Source organism: Bacillus sp. RK1064 (assembly GCF_051488405.1).
Classification (GTDB): Bacteria; Bacillota; Bacilli; order Bacillales; family Bacillaceae; genus Bacillus.
In genome coordinates, this window is sequence record NZ_JBPSCZ010000001.1 from 636,411 (window position 1) to 654,819 (window position 18,409).

The following is an 18,409-nucleotide window of genomic DNA, read 5'->3' on the forward strand; positions in this document are numbered from 1 at the left end:
GGAAATACTTGTCAAGCTAGTCAGACTGAGGCGTAAGTCGTTATTTCAAGCAAAGACAGAACTTTTGACCTGCTAGCTGTCATGTAAATGTAAAAAAAAGACGCTTTTCAGCGTCTTTAGCGTGTAGACAAACCCTCGCATTCGGTGTCAGGTCTGCGCTCCGGTGCTCACGAATGTTTAATTCGCTCCGCTCCGGTACTCGCCCTTCCTAGACTTCAAAGGTTTTCTATCACGCTGAAAAGAAGACAAAGGGCTAAAATAAAGATCATTTTAGCCCTTTGTCAACCATCTAAGACGCTTTTCAGCGTCTTTTAGTCTTTAAATTTCCAATTCCTCTTGTCCTTCTTCTTCTTCAGCTGCTTTCACTCCGTTTGTGTCCAAACCGTAGTGCTCTCTAATTTGTTCTTGAATCATGAGAAGAATATCTTTGTTTTCTTTAAGGAACTGTTTCGCATTTTCGCGGCCTTGCCCAAGACGTTCCTCTTGATAAGAATACCAAGCACCGCTCTTTTGTACGATATCTAGTTCGCTTCCAAGGTCGATGATTTCTCCCTCTTTTGAGATTCCTTCACCGTACATAATGTCTACTTCTGCAATACGGAATGGCGGTGCTACTTTGTTTTTCACCACTTTAATTCTCGTTTTATTCCCCATAATGTCATTGCCCTGCTTCAGCTGTTCAGCACGGCGCACTTCTAAACGAACAGACGAATAGAACTTAAGCGCACGTCCACCTGGCGTTGTTTCAGGGTTACCGAACATGACCCCAACTTTTTCACGAATTTGGTTAATAAAGATGGCAATGGTTTTCGATTTATTAATGGCACCTGATAGTTTACGAAGTGCTTGGGACATCAAACGTGCTTGTAAACCAACATGTGAATCACCCATGTCCCCTTCAATCTCTGCTTTTGGTACAAGAGCAGCTACTGAGTCAATGACAACAATATCAACTGCACCACTACGGACAAGAGCTTCTGCAATTTCAAGTGCTTGTTCTCCTGTATCAGGCTGAGAAAGTAACAGCTCATCAATATTGACACCTAGTTTTTGAGCGTAAACTGGATCGAGCGCATGCTCTGCATCGATAAATGCAGCTTGTCCTCCCTGCTGCTGAACCTCAGCAATGGCATGAAGTGCTACTGTCGTTTTACCAGAACTCTCTGGACCATATACTTCAATAATACGGCCGCGAGGATATCCACCTATTCCAAGTGCAGTATCAAGTGCTAACGAACCACTCGGTACTGTTGAAATGCGTGTATCTGTTTGCTCTCCTAGTTTCATAATAGAGCCTTTACCAAACTGTTTTTCTATTTGTTTAAGAGCCATATCTAAGGCTGCTTGACGATCACTCATTCTATTGTTTCCTCCTTTATCAATTCCACTATCTATACTATACCTTGTTTTACGTCATTTGCCAAGAAAAAACGAACACATATTCGATTTTTTCTTGGCAGATTTTTAAGAAAAGAGTGATTTCTATTAGAAAAAACACTCTTTTATAAAGGAGTAAACCTAACAAAAAACAAAATTAACTCTCTTTTAATAAATTGAGCAAGTGATGCAGACCGTATTTCACAGCGCGCTTTCGAATGCCCGACCGGCTTCCTGTAAACATCCATTCAAACACGTCTGTATGGTCTTTCGTAGATAGCCCAATGAACACTTTTCCGACAGGCTGTCCCTCGTGGGTATCAGGGCCTGCTACACCCGTAAAACTAATGCCAATATCACTTCCCGCGAGCTTTCTAGCACCTTCAGCAAGCTCTAGAGCACACTCTTTGCTGACAGCACCATGAGAAGACAACGTTTCCTCCCGGCAGCCAAGCACCTGCTGTTTGACTTGATTTGTATAACAAACGACACTGCCGCTAAAAATCGACGATGCACCTTCAAGATCTGTCAGCCATTCAGAAAACATTCCGCCAGTCAGGCTCTCAGCCGCTGCCACTGTTTTCCCGTGTTCGTGCAAGGCCTTGGAAGCTTCACGGACAAGTGATGTATCATCATACCCGTAGAAGTACTCACCTACCCGCGCTAAAATTTTCGCTTCTGTTTCTTTTAACAGACGCTCCGTTTCTTTTTCATCCTCATGCTTAGCCGTGAGCCTAAGTGTCACTTCACCGTCAGATGCGAGAGGTGCAATCGTCGGGTTGGTTTGAGCATCAATTAAATCTTCTAGGTCTGTTTCAAGCTGTGATTCACCGATTCCGAAGAAGCGGAGAACAACAGACACGATTTTTTCCTTTAAACCCAGTTTCTCAGAAATCAGCGGCTTCGCCTCGTTCTCAAACATCGGATGCAGTTCACTTGGCGGTCCAGGAAGCAACATATAAAATGTATCGTCTTCTTGAATAAACATACCTGGGGCCATCCCAAACCGGTTTACGAGCACATCAGATCCTTCTAGAACGAGTGCCTGCTTACGGTTATTCGGCGACATGTCTCGTCCAGTCTTTCGAAAGTAGTCTTGAATGGATTCAAATGCTTCTTCATTTAGCACGAGCTCTTTTCCGAGCGTACTCGCAATGGTTTCTTTTGTTAAATCATCTTTGGTTGGTCCAAGACCACCTGAGAAGATAATAAAATTCGATCTTTCCTGCGCCACTTGAATGGCCCTTTTTAAACGCTCTGGATTGTCACCAACTGCTGTGTGGTAATAAACATTCACACCAATTTCAGCTAGCTGTTTGCTGATAAATTGTGCATTCGTATTCGTAATTTGCCCTAGCAAAAGTTCGGACCCGACTGCAATAATTTCTGCTTTTCTCTCTGACTTCAAAGCGTACACGTCCTTTTTAGTTAGAATTCTTTAAAGCTTCCCAGTTTTTTGCAAAGTAATCCCAGCCTGACACAACAGTGAAGAACACTGCTACCCACATCGCAAGGTCACCAAACGGGAATGATACAAGTTCAAATGGCAGGTTATGCAATAGAAGTGCTGAAATCGCAATGATTTGCGCCCATGTTTTCACTTTTCCAAGCATATTAGCTGCTACCACTTCACCGCCTCCGGCTAATACAAGCCTTAGACCGGTTACAGCAAATTCACGGCTAATGATCACAATCGCCATCCATGCCGGTGTGAGGTTGTATTGAACAAGTATAATTAAAGCAGCTGAAACAAGCAATTTATCTGCAAGCGGATCTAAAAATTTACCAAAGTTTGTCACTAAGTTCAGTTTACGCGCATAGTACCCATCAATCCAGTCAGTTGTCGAAGCGACAATAAACAGAATTGCTCCAACAAGATGCGTCACTTCGATGCTGACGTTACCAAAACGCGCAACACCCCAATCTAAAGGTGCAAGCATAATGATCATAAAAACAGGGATCAAGGCGATCCTAGAAAGAGTTATTTTATTCGGTAAGTTAAACATGAAATTCAATCCTCCAATAAGCCATTTTTTTATGTATATATAATAGTAGGAACAAAAGAAAAGTCATCTACTTGCTTAAGATGACTTTTCCTTTCCTTTATTCACAATCACAATGTTTTGTGTCATGGTGTTTTTAGGGTCTAATTCGTACTTAAGCGTTTCGTCATTCACCTTGATATCAATTCCAGTCGCATTGCCTAGACGGATATCGACCTGAGAGAGCTCAGACAAGTCTGTTTTAAACGATTCGCCATCTTTTAGTTCACCCATCTTCAGCACTTTTCCAGATTCGTCTCTGACGCGCAGCCATGAAGCTTTTGTTGCAGAAATGGTTAACTCCATCTCATCTGCACCTGACACTTCATACGTTGTCGTTGAGCCTTCCGTATTCGTTGCCTTCAAAGAGACCGTTTCATCGTCTTTGGATGAATCCTTTGATGAGTCATCTTTTTTAAGTGATTTTTCTTGATCATCTGACGAAGCTTTTTCTTTTTTCTTTTGATCCTTTGCAAGAGATGAATCCTCAGATACTTCATATTTAGATTCTGACTGCTGAGGAGCCGTCTGATTGTTCTTCTGCCCGCTATCATGATTGACCGCCTGCACAATTACATAAATGATCGCGATGACCACAAGGACGCCTCCAATAATCAAGATGGTCGGCAGCAGCTCAAGCACCTTCGAGGCAGGCTTTGGCAGCTCTCTTTGCGGCTTAATATTTGCTAATTTATCAGATACTTCATCGTTATACGTGCTCGGTACATCTTTACGAAATTCTTCGAACAATTGTTCAGGATTTAGTCCAACGGCTTCGGCATATTGTTTAATAAACGCTCTGACGTAAAATTTACCTGGAATAATATCATAGTTTCCTTGTTCGATTGCTAGCAAGTAGCGCTTTTGGATTTTGGTCACCGTCTGAAGATCCTCCAGCGACATCCCTTTTTCCTCTCTGGCCTCAATGAGCCGTTTTCCCAATTCAGTCAAAACAAACACCTACCATTACCATATTAAAAATCGAAGCCAGAAAAACCAGAATGATCAAACACTTGTGGTTCTTCAGCGTGCTCATATGTAATCTCTTCATCTGCACTATTACGCAATTCAATGATATAGTCGAAATCATCCATTGTATATTCTGAATTTTGAATAAAGATGTCTGGATGCTCAACCACCTTCGTTGCCGGCAGTCTCATAATTTCTCTTAAAAGCTGCAAGTGCTTCTCAGAACCTCTTCGCGTCGACACAATCCCATCAATAATAAAGACGTTATCTGGGCTGTATTCATCCGCAATCAGCTGACTTCGGATCGTCTGTTTCAAAAGAGTGGACGATACAAAAAGCCATCTCTTACTGGCACATACACTTGAAGCCACAATTGATTCTGTTTTTCCGACACGCGGCATCCCGCGAATCCCAATCAATTTATGTCCTTCTTTTTTAAATAGTTCAGCCATAAAATCTACAAGAAGACCAAGCTCGTCCCTTTCAAAACGGAACGTCTTTTTGTCATCCGCATCACGCTGAATATATCTGCCGTGACGAACCGCTAAGCGGTCACGAAGTTTTGGCTGTCTTAATTTCGTTACTTTTATCGTTTCCATTGTATTTAAAATTGATTCAAGGCGCTTAATTTGATCTGTGTGGTCACAGCGCAAAAGCATTCCGCGTCTTGATACATCAACACCATTAATTGTCACAATATTAATTGAAAGCATCCCCATTAGAGAAGAAATGTCTCCTAATAGTCCGGGACGGTTTACCTGTATCTCATATTCAAAATACCATTCGAGCTTTGCCAAATGATATTACCCCCTTCATTGTGGCAAATTTTTACCTTCCTTTATCATAAAGCATTTTCACATTTTTAGAAAGCACAATGTTGCTAAACGGTTAAAATAAAAAGAGAGGCACAAACGACCCCTCTTTTTGTTTAGTGCGAGCTATTATTTTCAACCAGCTTGACCATCATATTGGCAATAGCGCGCTGCTCATCTTCTGATGCAACGCTCCAAAGGTCAGCAAGTACTCTTTCTTGCTCGTTCTTTGCTTCAACTTCGTTAGCTAAATATCCGCCAATTTCATACGCAAGGTTATTGATGGTATCATCTTTTAAACCTTTATCCTGCGCATGATTTAAACGGTCACCTAAAAAGTTTTTCCAATGGTCCCAGTTCTCAAGTACTGACATGTCGATTCCTCCATTCGAAAAGATGAATTACAGCCATAGCTTTTGTCATGGAGAGACGAATTATACACGTTTTTTAACAGTACCAGCCGCCATTAACGGATAAAATTTGACCTGTCATATAACTTGACTGCTTTGAGGCGAGAAACCAAATGACATTTGCAATCTCCTCAGGTGATGCAAGCCGGCCAAGCGGGATTTCTTCCTCAAGCATTGCAATATCTTCTTGTGTGAAGCTTTTCATCATGTCTGTACGGACAGCACCTGGCGAAACAGCATTTGCTCTAATTCCACTTGGGGCAAGCTCTTTTGCCAGACCTTTAATAAACGCATTTTGCGCCCCCTTCACCATGCTGTACAGCACTTCACACGATGCACCTGTTTCTCCCCATATCGAGCTTACTACAACAATATGACCTGCTTTTTTTTGAATCATGGCTGGCAATAGGTGTTGGGTGAGCTCATATGGACTTGTGACATGCAGCTGCACCATACTGGCTAATACATCTTTTTCTGTATCTGTCACTAATCCGACATGACTTTTACCGCTATTTAATACAAGAATATCTGGGGATACAGGCAGACGGCTGACGAGCTCATCTGCTCCGCCCATTTTAGCTAAATCCGCTTGAACGACGTGCGTCTGAATATGACATGTTTCTTCCAGCTGAGCGGCAAGCTGCACGGCTGCCTGTTCATTTTTGTGATAATGGAGCATCACGTGGCAGCCTTTTTGGGCAAGCTTTTTGGCTGCAGCCTGCCCAATCCCGCCACTGGCACCTGTTATCAGCGCCCAACGACTCATCACATGGATTCCTACTTTCTATTTGAAATATCTATTCTTTTCGTTTAAATGGGAACCAGTTAGCTGATCCGAACAATTTCACCATCACAGGTACGAACAATGGTAGCACAACGAGTGCGTACAGCAAAAGTCCTGTTAGAACAAGTGTTGCAATCTGCAGGAGAGACAGCACTCCTGAAGGAAGCATTGCTGCAAAGGTTCCTGCCAAAATAACAGCAGCAGACATAATGACAGAGCCCATATTCTTCATTGATTCGGTCATAGCAAACTGAATGTCTTTTGTTTTGTATTCATTGAACCGCTCCATTAAGAAAATCGAATAATCGACTCCGAGTGCCATTAATATGACAAATCCAAAGAATGGAACAGCCCAGTTAATGCCCGGGTATCCGAAGAAATGGGTGAAAATAAATTCTGTCATCCCGATAGCTGTAAAGTAAGTCAAAATAAGTGAACCTACCAAGTACAGCGGCATAACAAGCGAACGGAACAGGATCACCAGGATGAGGAAAATACCGATCATCATGTAAAGAACCGTCTTATTGAAATCTTGGTCTGACAGCTGTTTTAAATCAGCGTTCATACTTGATACACCTGAAACGCCGAATGATGCATCTTTTAGGTTCGTTTCAGGAAGTGCCCGCTCGACAGAAGCTTCTACTTGTTTGATCGTCGACAAGGCTTCATTGCCATATGGATTTTTTTCTAAAATGACATCAATTTTTGTCATCTTGCGGTCATCCGACATGTATGAATCAAATACTTGCTTGAATGCTTTATTTTTCAGCACGTCTTTTGGGATAAACCAGCCGGCCATGTCTTGATCTGGTGCATTTTTCAGTTCGTCTAAGTAGTCACCTGCACCCATTAACCCGCTTGAAATTTTCTCCAGGCCACTTGCGCTCTTGTTCAGCCCATCTGTCAGCTTGGTCAGGTCATCACCAAAGCCGCCAATCTTTTCTTTCATATGTTTTTGACCATCAATCACTTTGCCAGCTCCATTTGCAAGCTTCGGCATATTATCAGCTAACTGTCCTTGACCTTTAGACGTTTGATCAAGTCCAGTTTCAATTGCGTCTAAGCCAGCAATGAGCTCATCGATTTGACTCGTCAAGACTTTCTGCTGCTCTGAAGCTTTTGCGATAAAGGCATCCGCTGCTTCAAGCTGTTTTTTGGCTTCTTTTGCTTGTTTGGCATAGCTGTCTGCCTGTTTCGCCCCTTCTTGCAAGGTCGTAGAAAGTTCATTATATGAAGCTTTGATGGCTTGATACGATTGATTTTCTTTTACCTGCGGAATTTGTTTTTCGAGTGTACTAAATTGTTTATTTGCTTGTGTGATTAATGCTTTTACATCCGCTGCGGCAGAGGATGACGTATCAACTTGCGCTAATGCTGCCTTTAATTCTTTGGAAATGCTTTTATACAGCGACACTTGCTGATTCACTTGTGCGACTTGGGCCGTTAATTCCTTTTTCGCACTTTTAATTTTTTCTTTAATCTCTGCTACACCGTTTTTGTTTTGATCGATTCCGCTTTGCAGTTTTCTTAACATTTTCTCGACATTTTGAATGCCTGTTTGTACTGATTCAGTGCCAGAAATCAGCTGGTTAATGCCTTTTCCAGATGATTTGATCTGCGGCGTTTGATCTTCAATAGATTTACTCATTGTCGTCAGTGCATCTTGGATTTTTTTCAAGCCTTCATTGCTTTTATCAAGTCCGGTATTCAGCTCTTTGGCTTGTGATTTCACGTACAGATCACTCAGCCCTTTACCGACAGGACGTGTCGCACTTCTCACTTTACTTACGCCATCTGTTTGTTCAATTGCACGGCTGAGCTTTTCAACGGCAATCAATCCTTTATTGTTGTCTAACAAATCAGCTGATTTCACGACAATCGTTGCCGGCAGTGCTTCTCCTGGCCCAAATTTGTCAGAAATGGTATTGAATGCATTGACTGATTCGTATTTATTACCGATTTCATCTAAGCTGTTATACGAAAGCGTTCCTTTATACATGAGAATGGGCGGAAGCGTAATGATTCCTACGATTAATAAACTAAAAAGTGGTTTCTTAAAGGAAAAGCGTCCTGCTGTTTCCCACATTTTTGACTGCGGATGAGCAATATCACCTTTAATCGGCCAAAATAACACTTTTCCTAAAACCGCCATAAAGAACGGAACAATCGTGAGAAGCGCCACAATCAGCACAGCGACACCAACTGCTACTGCAACAGCTGATTTATAGAGCTGGAATTGCGCCAGGCCTATACAGGTAAAACCGATCAGCACAGCAATTCCGCTGAATAAAACGGTCTTTCCTGCTGTTTTATACGTAATCAGAATCGCCTCAATTTTATCTTTACCGTGTGCGATCTCTTCTTTAAAGCGGCTGAGAAGCAGAATGCAGTAGTCCGTTCCTATTCCAAACATGATCGCGACCATGAAGATTTGGGTAAAGGTCGAGAGCGGGAAGTCGAGATATTTGACTAAATAAGCCACGATGGATTGACTCACCAAGTAAGACAGAGCTACTGCGACTAACGGAACGAAAGGCGCCACAGCTGATCTAAAGACAAGGACAAGGACGATGAGAATAAACCCAATCGTAATGAACTCTGTTTTCTTCAGACCTTCTTGCGAGCTTGTGATCACATCATCATCAATTAATGGCTGTCCTGTCATTTCAAATGTCAGATTTAAGCTCTTCAGCTTTTCATTGACTTTTTCTTTAAAATCAGAAGCTTTGATTTTGTTTGAGTCATATGTAACTGGAACAAGAAGCGTTGTTTCATCTTTAGAGAGCATTTGTTTTTTGATATCTTTATTGGCTTCAAAATAAGAAGTGATGTCCTCTACATGAAGATCTTGATCTTTTTCTATAATCTCCATTGCCTTTTTTAAAGATGTTTCTCTTTCTTTTACGATGTTCTTTTCTTGAAAGACAATGACGATTGATTTTTCTGTATCGCCGTTTTCAGACATTTTCTTTAATAACTGATCCGCATATGAGGACGGATAGCCGTCTGGTACAGAAATTTGCCCTTTTTCTTTTGTTAATTGCGCCATATTAGGAGCGGTGATGAGTAACACTGCCGCTAATACGATCCATAGAATCGTGATCAGCCATCTACCCTTTATGATTGCTCTCATTAGTACTTTGTGCCTCCTCTTCGATGATCACTTGATAGATCTTTTCATATGTTTGAATAAATGATTCCATTTCTTTTTCTTCCAGCTTTTCAAAATAAGATCGAACTAGATCCTGAAGCTGCTTTTCCATTCGGCTGACCACATCTTTGCCCTCTGGCGTGACGTATAGGTGAACATTTCTTCGATCGGCTTGATCGTGCTCACGGACAATATAGTTTTTCGTAAAAAGACGATTTGTCATGGAGGTTACAGCACTTTTGTTCACATTACATACATTTGCAAGGTCAGTTGATGTACATCCAGGATGTAAATTGATGTATCGAAGCGAGTAATACTGATCAAGCGTCAGCTCTTTATCAAGCTTTTCCGTGATCATACTCGATACCTTTTTTTCCATCATGAGATAGACGTCTGCATATCTCTGAATGAGCTGTGCAATTTTATTTTGTTCCATACGCTGCTCCTTTTTAGTTTAAGTGTTTAACTATTAAAGAGTTTAACTAACGAACAAATTGATTGTCAATGAAAATCCTCACTAATAACATGCTTTTATCAATTAGACATAAAAAAGACAAACTCATTTGATCTGAGTTTGTCTTTTTTTATTTATTTTGTTTTCGGGACGACTTTGAAAACGGACATCCGTTCTTCATCAATTTCTTCCTCTAAAATTTGCTGAATGTCGGCTAATTGGATTTGTTCCAGCATGGTCACGACATCAAATAAGCTCATGTCTAAAAATGCATATCGAGTGAATTGGTTCGCAATGTATTCGGGAGAGTTCATGGCTTTTAAAAAGCTGCCGATTTTCTTCTTGCGCGCTAGCTCAATTTTTTCTTCTGACATCAGGTTCTTTGCTTGAAGAAGGGTTTCTTTTAATTCTTTTGCCAGTTGATCAGGATCATTTGTATCTCCGCCAACGGACGTGAAGCCAAAGCCGCCTTCTTCCGTATAATCGTAGCTGAAGGTCTCATCAATTAAGCCTTTTTCATACATTTGTTCATATTGTAAGGAGCTTTTACCAAACAGCGTCTCTAAAATGAGATTCATCCCGAGCTCATGTTTTAGCAGCTGATTTCCTTTTTTATGAGGATTCTTTGTTTTCAACCCGAACATACATTTCGAGCCTTGTACGTTCATAGGAAGTTCGTATTCTTTTCGGTACACACCTTCAGGCTCATTGATGTCTTTTCGTTTGATCTCTGGCTGGTCTGTAAATGGCTTTTTCGCCTGATTCGCTCTGACTTGATCTAATATTTGCTTTGGATCAACGGGACCGACAACAAATAGAAGCATATTGCTCGGGTGATAGAACGTTTCATAGCATTCATACAAATGATCTTTTGTAATCGGAGCAATACTTTCTACTGTTCCAGCAATATCAATTCTCACGGGATGCTCTTGATATAGATTTTCAATCAGACCGAAGAATAAACGCCAGTCCGGATTGTCATCATACATGTTAATCTCTTGGCCAATGATGCCTTTTTCTTTTTCGACCGTTTTTTCAGTAAAATAAGGCTCTTGAACAAAATCAATGAGTGTCTCAAGGTTTTGTTCGACATTTGAGGTGCTTGAGAATAAGTAAGCTGTTCTCGTAAACGTTGTAAAAGCGTTTGCGGATGCTCCTTGCTTACTAAATGTATGAAATACGTCTCCATCTTCTTTTTCAAACAGTTTATGCTCTAAGAAATGGGCAATTCCGTCAGGCACTCGAATCATGTCTTCTTTGCCAAGCGGCACAAATTCGTTATCGACAGAGCCATATTTGGTTGTAAAGGTCGCATAGGTTTTGTTAAACCCTTGCTTTGGCAGCACATAGACGTCAAGTCCGCTCTCCATTTTTTCGTGATAGACCGTTTCTTGCAGCTGGTCGAATTGAATTGTTTTCACTGTCATGAAGTACCCTCCGTTCCTTTAAGAAAATAGGTCGTATCCCATTCGATTTTCTGACCCACTTTGATGATGTCCTCTTTTGTCACTCGGTCTAATGCTTCTAAAAAGGAATCAAGGGTTTCCCCTGTTGGCACAACGGCATGCTGATACAAATATTCTGCTGTCCCATAAGATGTATCAATCGTTTCAAGCAGCTGATTTTTGACGACAGCCTTTGTTTGGTCAATCGCTTCATCTGAAAAATCACCTTTTTGCATTGCTTCAAATTGTTCTTTAATGATGTCTACTGCCTGCTGGTAGTTGCCGACTTCAATTCCTGACATGACCATCATCAAGCCTTTAAAGCTCTCAAGTCTAGACACAGCGTAGTACGCAAGACTTGCTTTTTCTCGAACATTGATGAATAGCTTCGAATGCGAGAAGCCGCCAAATATGCCATTAAACAAATGCAGCGCCGGATAATCTTCATCTGCAATCGTCGTATGCGTGCGAAAGCCGATATTCAGCTTGCCTTGCTTCACGTCCTCTTCATCAATGACTTCTTTTGCTTCTTTTTGCGTTCTTGTTGAGTCAGCGTGTTGTTTGACCGGTTCTCTATCACTTGTTTTGAAGTATTGAGAGACCATTCGGCTGATGTCTTGTTCGTCAACATCTCCCACAACATAAAGATCAAGCTGATTTGATTGAAGCGCATGCTCATAAGCTTCAAAAAGCGAGTGAGCTGTGATCGTTTCAATGTCTTCCATTTCTCCATTGACGTGCAGTGCATACGGTTCACCTTTGCACATTTCCTGCACAAGTCTTAAGTTCGAGTAACGCATTTTATCATCATACACTGCTTGAATTCGCTGTTTTAATGTGCGTTTTTCTTGATCTACATATAATTGACTAAACACCCCATCTTCAACATACGGATGGAATAGTAGGTCAGATAGTAAGGCAATCCCTTTTTCTAGTAAAGGGGTTTGATCCTTTAAATATTTTTCATTCGCCATTTCCAGGCGGAAGGTAATGATGTGATTTTCCCCTTTTTTCGCCATGTCTGCCGAAACAGTTGCACCATAAAGCTCATCAAAATAAGCACGCAATTCTCCCGTTTTCGGCATTTTCTCTGTTCCTCTTAACAGCACATGCGGGAAAAGTGAACGCATGGTGACATCATCTTTCGATAGAGGCGCAAGCATTTTAAAAAGAATTGTGACCGTTTTAAATTTTTCTGTTTTGACAATATGAGTATGAAGACCAGGTGTGTCTAGTGTCTTCTCTTGTAAGTACGTCATGAGAAACCTCCTTTGTTCATCCTATTTATTATGTATTAGAACATAGCTGATATATACGTGAAACAGCCATTTAATAGACATTATATCAATCAGAGGAAAGGATAGGAAATAAAAACGCCTCTGCTATAAGCAGAGACGCCGGTGTTATTTCATTCTAAAAGGCCACCAATTCCATTTACCGAAAATACGAACCATGACCGGGATAAAGAGCGGCAATACAACAAAAGCATATAATAAAAGTCCAATGAGTATGACCGTTGCAATCTCAATAAGTGATAATACACCAGACGGCAGCATGGCGGCGAAGGTCCCCGCTAATATCGCGACTGCTGAAATAATGACGGAACCCATATTTCTCATCGCTGATATCATTGATGCTTGCACATGCTCTCCCTTCCATTCATTAAAGCGATCCATCAGAAAGATCGAATAATCAATGCCAAGGGTGACAAGAATGACAAAGCTGAAAAATGGGACAGCCCAGCTGACACCGTCGTAGCCAAAAAAGGTTTTAAAGATCCATTCAGTTAAACCGATGGATGTAAAATACGTTAAAATAAGTGAAAGTGTTAAGTATATCGGCATGACGATTGACCGTAATAATATAATTAAAATGATAAAGATGCCAATTAACATGAAAATGACCGTTCGAATAAAGTCACCGTCAGATGTTTCTTTTAAATCTACATTTAAACTTGAGATACCAGACACACCGTAATTTACATTCTTTAACCCGCTGACAGGTAAATATTGATCAAGGGTGTCCTCAATTTTCGCAACGCCTTTCATCGCTTCATTGCTGTATGGATTCACATTTAATATGACTTCAAAGGTTGTTAATTTACGATCTGGAGACATATACGTATGAAAGATTTGTTTAAATTCATGACGTTTCAGCACGTCTTCTGGAATAAACCAGCCCGTTATTTCTTCATCTGGCGCTTGCTGAAGCTGCTTTAAGTAGCCGTCCGCCTCTGTGAAGCCGCTTTTGACCTGCTCGAGCCCTTCAATACTTTCATCTAAACCATCTGTTAACAATGTGAGTTTTGATGAAAGCTGGTTAAATCCTTTTTTGATGGCTTTTTGGCCGTCTGTCAGCTGATCTGCTCCATCTTCAATTTTAGGCATTTCTTTGATCAATTGTTTTTGTCCTTCATTTGTTTGTTCAAGACCGTCATAAATTTGATCGAGCCCATCCATGAGTGCTTGCACTTGGCGTTTTACGTCTTTTTGCTTGCTTGATAAGGTTTGAATTACTTGATCTGCTTTTTTGATCTTTTGTTTAAAGTGAGAGGCTTCCTCTTCATACACACTCATTTGGTCCCCTGCTTGATCAAGCATTCCTTTTGTGTCTTTGAATACTTTCTTGATTTCTTTATATTCATCCATATCTTTTACTTCTGGAAGCCGTTTTTCAAGTGCTTCAAACGATACATTTTCATAGGATTTTTTTACTTTTTTAATGGTGGTCATCAGCTGCTGATTCGATTTCGCATGACGTTCCAGCGTACTCACCATTCGCTTAAGCTCTTGAATCATCACTTCACTGCTGCGATATTCTTGCTCTAATTCCTTTTTTGCTTCTTTGATTTTACTTCGGATGGTCCCGACGCCATCTTTACTGCGCCTTACCCCATCTTCTAAAGAGATCAAGGACTCCCTTACTTCTCCAATTCCGCTTTTGATCGCTTTTGTTCCATCAATCAGCTGGTCAATGCCTTTAGCGGATTCTTGAATTTTTGGTTTTTGTTTGAGAAGGGCAAGATTTGTTTCGGTCAGGCCATCTGAAATTTTCCCGATTCCTTCGTGGCCTTTGCCAAGTTCTCCTCCCAGCTCTTTTGCTTGAGAGGTGACGTAAAGCTGACTTAGCCCGTCTCCAACAGGCCTAGTGACGCTGCGGACTGTTTTTACTTCGTCAATGTCATTTAATTTACGGGTCAGTTTTTCAATCATGACAATCTTTTCTTGGTTATCTAACTTATTGTCACTTTCAACAAGTACATTCAGGGGCAGCGCTTCCCCAAAGCCAAATTGCTCTGATATCGTATTAAATGCAGACACTGATTCATACTTTGTCCCAATCTCATTTAAGCTGTTATAAGAAAGAGTTCCGTCGTACATCAAAATAGGAGGCACAGTAATTAGTGCAACTAAACCTAAACTGATCAGCGGCCTTTTAAATGAAAAACGCCCAGCCCATTCCCACATTTTACTTTGCGGGTGGCGAATGTTTTCTCTTTTAGATGGCCAAAAAAGGGATTGTCCGAAAACAGACATAAAAAAGGGAACGATGGTGACTAGGGCAATCAGCAGTATGCCAACTCCAACAGCAACACTAACGGCTGATTGATACAATTGAAATTTGGCAAACCCAATGCTTGAGAAGCCGACTAACACGGCTAAGCCACTGAAAAAGACCGTTTTCCCTGCACATTTATATGTGATGATAATCGACTCTTTGACATCACGACCTTGACCGATCTCTTCTTTAAAACGGCTTAACAGCAAAATACAATAATCTGTTCCTATACCGAACATAATAGCTACCATAAAAATCTGAGTAAAATTAGATAGAGGAAATTGCATATATTCTACTAGAAAAGCCACAATACACCGGCTGACGGCATAAGAAATGCCGATCGTAATGAGCGGAACAACAGGTGCCAAAATCGATCTGAAAACAATGATTAAAATAAAGAAAATAAAAATCATCGTAATAAGTTCAGTTTTCTTCAGACCTTGTTGAGAGCTGTTAATGACATCTGAATCCACAAATTTTTGACCCGTCATTTCATATGAGACATGATAGGGCTTTAAAACTTCCTCAATTTGTTCTTTAATCTTCACAGCTTTTGTTTCGTAGTGGTCGAATTTGAATGGAACAAGAAGTGTACTTTTATCCTTTGATAAAAGTTGTTTTTGAATGTCCGGATCTACATGAAAATACGAAGTAATTCCGTCAATGTGGAGGTCTGGGGCATGAGTCATGAGTGCAGATAAAGCCTTTTTTAATTCCTGCTCTTTCTCAGGGAACAGATGTTGTTCGGAGAATACAATGACACCCGTATCTTTTTTCCCGTTATGATCTGATAGCTTATCCAATAAGTGAAGTGCCTCAGCTGTTGGTGTCCCCTCCGGAACCTTTAATTGCCCTTTTTCTCTTGTTAATTCCTCTAAATTAGGCGCAGTAATAAACAGAATCACAGCTGTTATCATCCACACCACTAATACAATCCATCTTGCTTTAATTATTTGCAACATAGCTGCTTCAAGCTCCTTCTAGTTCATCAATCAATTTGCTGTATTTGAGCGTGTCTGAAGTGCTGACTGCGTCTCCTTCAACGTGCTAATGGCAGGATGACCTATTCAATTGTCTTTTCGTGTTGAAGAAACACATATTCATCATCAGCACGCGAGCTCAATTTCTGCCTGAAGAAAGACAGAAAATGAATGTTTTTGAACACCTCCTATTTGGGATAATTTAAAAGATATTACTATACATTAGTTTAACTATCAAAATTTTACATGTCAATTTATAAAAAAGAAAAAAGATGGCAAAATACCGTCTTTTTTCTAGATTAAACCGTTTTTAATTGTTCACTTTCATCCTTTTCATCTGGCTGGATGAAGAAGAGGACCAAAAATAGTGAAATAAGACTGCAAATGGTCGAGAGAATAAAAACGATGGAGTCCCCTTTATCCATGAGATAGGCGTAAATCGGAGGTCCTAAAGCGACACCGATAAAACGCATACTGCTGTAAAATGACGTAATGGTTCCGCACTGCTCTTTTTCGATTCCTTCTGTGATCAGGGCATCAAGTGCAGGCAGTACAATACCGATGCCAACACCGCCAATGCTTAAACAGATAAACAATACGTAAAAGCTGTGATTCCACCATAAAAACATATAGGAAAGTGATAACAAGGCCATGCCTACGATTATAAAGATTCTCATTTTCCCTTTTTCTTTTCCAATCGTTTTCCCAGCAATGTATGAACTGATGGATAGAAAAAGGAGCGGGATACTAAGCAGGAGCCCTTTTTTGACACCCTTAATTTGATAAGCTGCCTCAAGGTTATCAGATAAGTAAAAAAGCACACCAAAAAGAAGAAACATAATAAAACCGCCAATTGCAAAAATGGCATAAAGCCAGCGTCCCTCATGTTTAAAAATGGTCTTTGTTGATTTTAAAAATTCTTTGACTGTAGGCGGGTCCTCCTCTTTTTTCGCGGACTCTACCATGAACAGTACCATGAGAAAGCTGATGATTGAAAAGAACGGAATAAACCAAAACGGCACAAACCAAAACCATGAAGCTAGAAGCGCCCCAATAATCGGGCTTAATACCTTTCCAGCTGTGTTAGAGGTTTCGATGGCGCCAAGTCCCGCACTTACTTCTTCATCATCATGAAACAAATCTCCTATAAACGGCATCACGACAGGTGCTGCCCCGGCTGAGCCAACACCTTGAAGGACCCTTCCAAATAGAATCCACATGTAGGGTTCTTTCATGATCGTTGAGGCAACTGCTGCCACAGCCCCACCAAGACCTGCGATTAACAGACACGGCAGGAGTACCTTTTTACGCCCGATTCGGTCCGATAAATAGCCGGCGATTGGAATACATAAGATCGCTACAACAGAGTATACCGTAATAATGAGGGAGACTTGAAAGGAAGTGATGGAGAGTGTCTTTTCTATCTCTGGCAATACAGGTATTAACATCGAGTTCCCAAGTGTCATGATTAGAGGCACTGATGATAATGCAATAATATTCTTTTTACTGACTGTTTTCTCGCCCAACATCATTCACCCAATTCTATATACTGTTACGTATTAGTGTGGCAAGTTTTACGGGTATTATGTATGGGCAAACAAAAAGCAACCGCTTATGGAAGCGACTGCTTGTTAAAATCGTTTACGTATCACATGAAAGCTGAATTTATCCGCTCGAAAATAATTAAGCGAGTATAAGACCGGCTGATCATCCTGATCATAGTGCATTTGTTTCAGTAATAATAATGCTGTTTCAGGGTCACATTCGAGTATCGGTGAAACCTGATCGTGGTAGCCGATTGGTTCGATGTCAGCAACTGCATATTTAATCCCGCTGTGTGGTTCTCTTCCAAACAGCTCAAAAAGAGACTCTTCTTCATGTGTAAAAGAAGCGGGAAGATGCTTGACCGGAATTTTATCTAAACAATATACCACTGGCTGTCCATCTGCCGTTCGAACGCGTTCCATTGAAAAAATCTCATCAGATTCATCACACTGAAAACGAATCACATCATTCTCTGTTGGCTCCCCTTCTTGCGAGGATAAAAAGATGGTACCAGGCGTCATATTGACCTGCTCGATCATTTTCGTGACACTTGCCAGCTGTTCTATGCCTGTTGAAAAGAGTGGTCTTGTGTTGACGAACGTTCCCACACCATGCCTTCTAATTAGATACTTCTCTTCTTCTAATACACGAAGGGCTTCACGCAGTGTCGCTCTGCTTACGCCTAAAAGCTTTGAGAGCTCAAACTCAGAAGGCAGCTTTTCTTTTTCTGCATATACGCCTGTTTGTATATCTTCTTTAATACGGTCAATCACTTTCAAATATAAATGGCGATTGTCTGTTTTGGTCGACATGTTTTCCCTCCGTCTAATCAATGCAAATGATAAGATGAGAAATCTCTATTCCGAGATAAGTTGAACACAA

14 protein-coding genes are annotated in these 18,409 nt (G+C 40.8%); all 14 read right to left on the reverse strand.

What is annotated here, in order from left to right; all coding sequences use genetic code 11:
• Positions 1–318: 318 nt before the first annotated feature.
• Positions 319–1,359: a recombinase RecA gene (gene recA / locus ACSSTM_RS03420; RefSeq protein ID WP_034662211.1), complete on the reverse strand. Its 1,041-nt coding sequence runs from the start codon at positions 1,357–1,359 to the stop codon at positions 319–321.
• Between the two features lie 175 nt (positions 1,360–1,534).
• Positions 1,535–2,785 (reverse strand): competence/damage-inducible protein A, encoded by a 1,251-nt coding sequence (locus tag ACSSTM_RS03425; RefSeq protein ID WP_034662214.1) that lies wholly within the window; start codon positions 2,783–2,785, stop codon positions 1,535–1,537.
• A 16-nt stretch (positions 2,786–2,801) separates the two neighbouring features.
• Positions 2,802–3,383, reverse strand: coding sequence for a CDP-diacylglycerol--glycerol-3-phosphate 3-phosphatidyltransferase (gene pgsA / locus ACSSTM_RS03430; protein ID WP_034662216.1), 582 nt, complete (start codon positions 3,381–3,383; stop codon positions 2,802–2,804).
• Positions 3,384–3,458: 75 nt separating this feature from the next.
• A complete protein-coding gene (locus tag ACSSTM_RS03435; RefSeq protein WP_034662218.1) occupies positions 3,459–4,370 on the reverse strand; it encodes a helix-turn-helix domain-containing protein in 912 nt (303 codons plus the stop codon).
• Positions 4,371–4,393: 23 nt separating this feature from the next.
• A complete protein-coding gene (locus ACSSTM_RS03440; RefSeq protein WP_003211480.1) occupies positions 4,394–5,185 on the reverse strand; it encodes a DUF3388 domain-containing protein in 792 nt (263 codons plus the stop codon).
• Positions 5,186–5,316: 131 nt separating this feature from the next.
• On the reverse strand, positions 5,317–5,574 hold the full coding sequence (locus tag ACSSTM_RS03445) for a DUF3243 domain-containing protein (protein WP_003211590.1): 258 nt from the start codon (positions 5,572–5,574) through the stop codon (positions 5,317–5,319).
• Positions 5,575–5,647: 73 nt separating this feature from the next.
• Positions 5,648–6,376: an elongation factor P 5-aminopentanone reductase gene (gene ymfI, locus ACSSTM_RS03450; protein WP_034662220.1), complete on the reverse strand. Its 729-nt coding sequence runs from the start codon at positions 6,374–6,376 to the stop codon at positions 5,648–5,650.
• A 31-nt stretch (positions 6,377–6,407) separates the two neighbouring features.
• Positions 6,408–9,527: an MMPL family transporter gene (locus ACSSTM_RS03455; RefSeq protein ID WP_106037753.1), complete on the reverse strand. Its 3,120-nt coding sequence runs from the start codon at positions 9,525–9,527 to the stop codon at positions 6,408–6,410.
• Positions 9,505–9,981: a MarR family winged helix-turn-helix transcriptional regulator gene (locus tag ACSSTM_RS03460; protein WP_012010014.1), complete on the reverse strand. Its 477-nt coding sequence runs from the start codon at positions 9,979–9,981 to the stop codon at positions 9,505–9,507. Before ACSSTM_RS03460 ends, ACSSTM_RS03455 begins: the two co-directional genes overlap by 23 nt.
• Positions 9,982–10,133: 152 nt before the next feature.
• Positions 10,134–11,426 carry an EF-P 5-aminopentanol modification-associated protein YfmH gene (gene yfmH, locus ACSSTM_RS03465; protein ID WP_095285186.1) on the reverse strand — a complete coding sequence of 431 codons (1,293 nt, stop codon included), beginning with the start codon at positions 11,424–11,426 and terminating at the stop codon, positions 10,134–10,136.
• Positions 11,423–12,703 carry an EF-P 5-aminopentanol modification-associated protein YfmF gene (yfmF, locus tag ACSSTM_RS03470; RefSeq protein ID WP_106037754.1) on the reverse strand — a complete coding sequence of 427 codons (1,281 nt, stop codon included), beginning with the start codon at positions 12,701–12,703 and terminating at the stop codon, positions 11,423–11,425. The genes yfmH and yfmF overlap by 4 nt, the downstream gene beginning before the upstream one ends.
• Before the next feature lie 144 nt (positions 12,704–12,847).
• Positions 12,848–15,964, reverse strand: coding sequence for an MMPL family transporter (locus tag ACSSTM_RS03475; protein ID WP_437403993.1), 3,117 nt, complete (start codon positions 15,962–15,964; stop codon positions 12,848–12,850).
• 317 nt (positions 15,965–16,281) lie between these two features.
• A complete protein-coding gene (locus tag ACSSTM_RS03480; RefSeq protein WP_437404286.1) occupies positions 16,282–17,511 on the reverse strand; it encodes an MFS transporter in 1,230 nt (409 codons plus the stop codon).
• 102 nt (positions 17,512–17,613) lie between these two features.
• On the reverse strand, positions 17,614–18,339 hold the full coding sequence (locus ACSSTM_RS03485) for a GntR family transcriptional regulator (protein ID WP_034662237.1): 726 nt from the start codon (positions 18,337–18,339) through the stop codon (positions 17,614–17,616).
• Positions 18,340–18,409: the final 70 nt, after the last annotated feature.

Excerpts from the sequence above, each read along its gene's own strand:
- recA (WP_034662211.1), bottom strand. The coding sequence starts at position 1,359 with ATGAGTGATCGTCAAGCAGCCTTAGATATGGCTCTTAAACAAATAGAA.
- pgsA (WP_034662216.1), bottom strand. The coding sequence starts at position 3,383 with ATGTTTAACTTACCGAATAAAATAACTCTTTCTAGGATCGCCTTGATC.
- ACSSTM_RS03445 (WP_003211590.1), bottom strand. The coding sequence starts at position 5,574 with ATGTCAGTACTTGAGAACTGGGACCATTGGAAAAACTTTTTAGGTGAC.
- ymfI (WP_034662220.1), bottom strand. The coding sequence starts at position 6,376 with ATGAGTCGTTGGGCGCTGATAACAGGTGCCAGTGGCGGGATTGGGCAG.
- ACSSTM_RS03455 (WP_106037753.1), bottom strand. The coding sequence starts at position 9,527 with ATGAGAGCAATCATAAAGGGTAGATGGCTGATCACGATTCTATGGATC.
- ACSSTM_RS03460 (WP_012010014.1), bottom strand. The coding sequence starts at position 9,981 with ATGGAACAAAATAAAATTGCACAGCTCATTCAGAGATATGCAGACGTC.
- yfmH (WP_095285186.1), bottom strand. The coding sequence starts at position 11,426 with ATGACAGTGAAAACAATTCAATTCGACCAGCTGCAAGAAACGGTCTAT.
- yfmF (WP_106037754.1), bottom strand. The coding sequence starts at position 12,703 with ATGACGTACTTACAAGAGAAGACACTAGACACACCTGGTCTTCATACT.
- ACSSTM_RS03475 (WP_437403993.1), bottom strand. The coding sequence starts at position 15,964 with ATGTTGCAAATAATTAAAGCAAGATGGATTGTATTAGTGGTGTGGATG.
- ACSSTM_RS03480 (WP_437404286.1), bottom strand. The coding sequence starts at position 17,511 with ATGTTGGGCGAGAAAACAGTCAGTAAAAAGAATATTATTGCATTATCA.
- ACSSTM_RS03485 (WP_034662237.1), bottom strand. The coding sequence starts at position 18,339 with ATGTCGACCAAAACAGACAATCGCCATTTATATTTGAAAGTGATTGAC.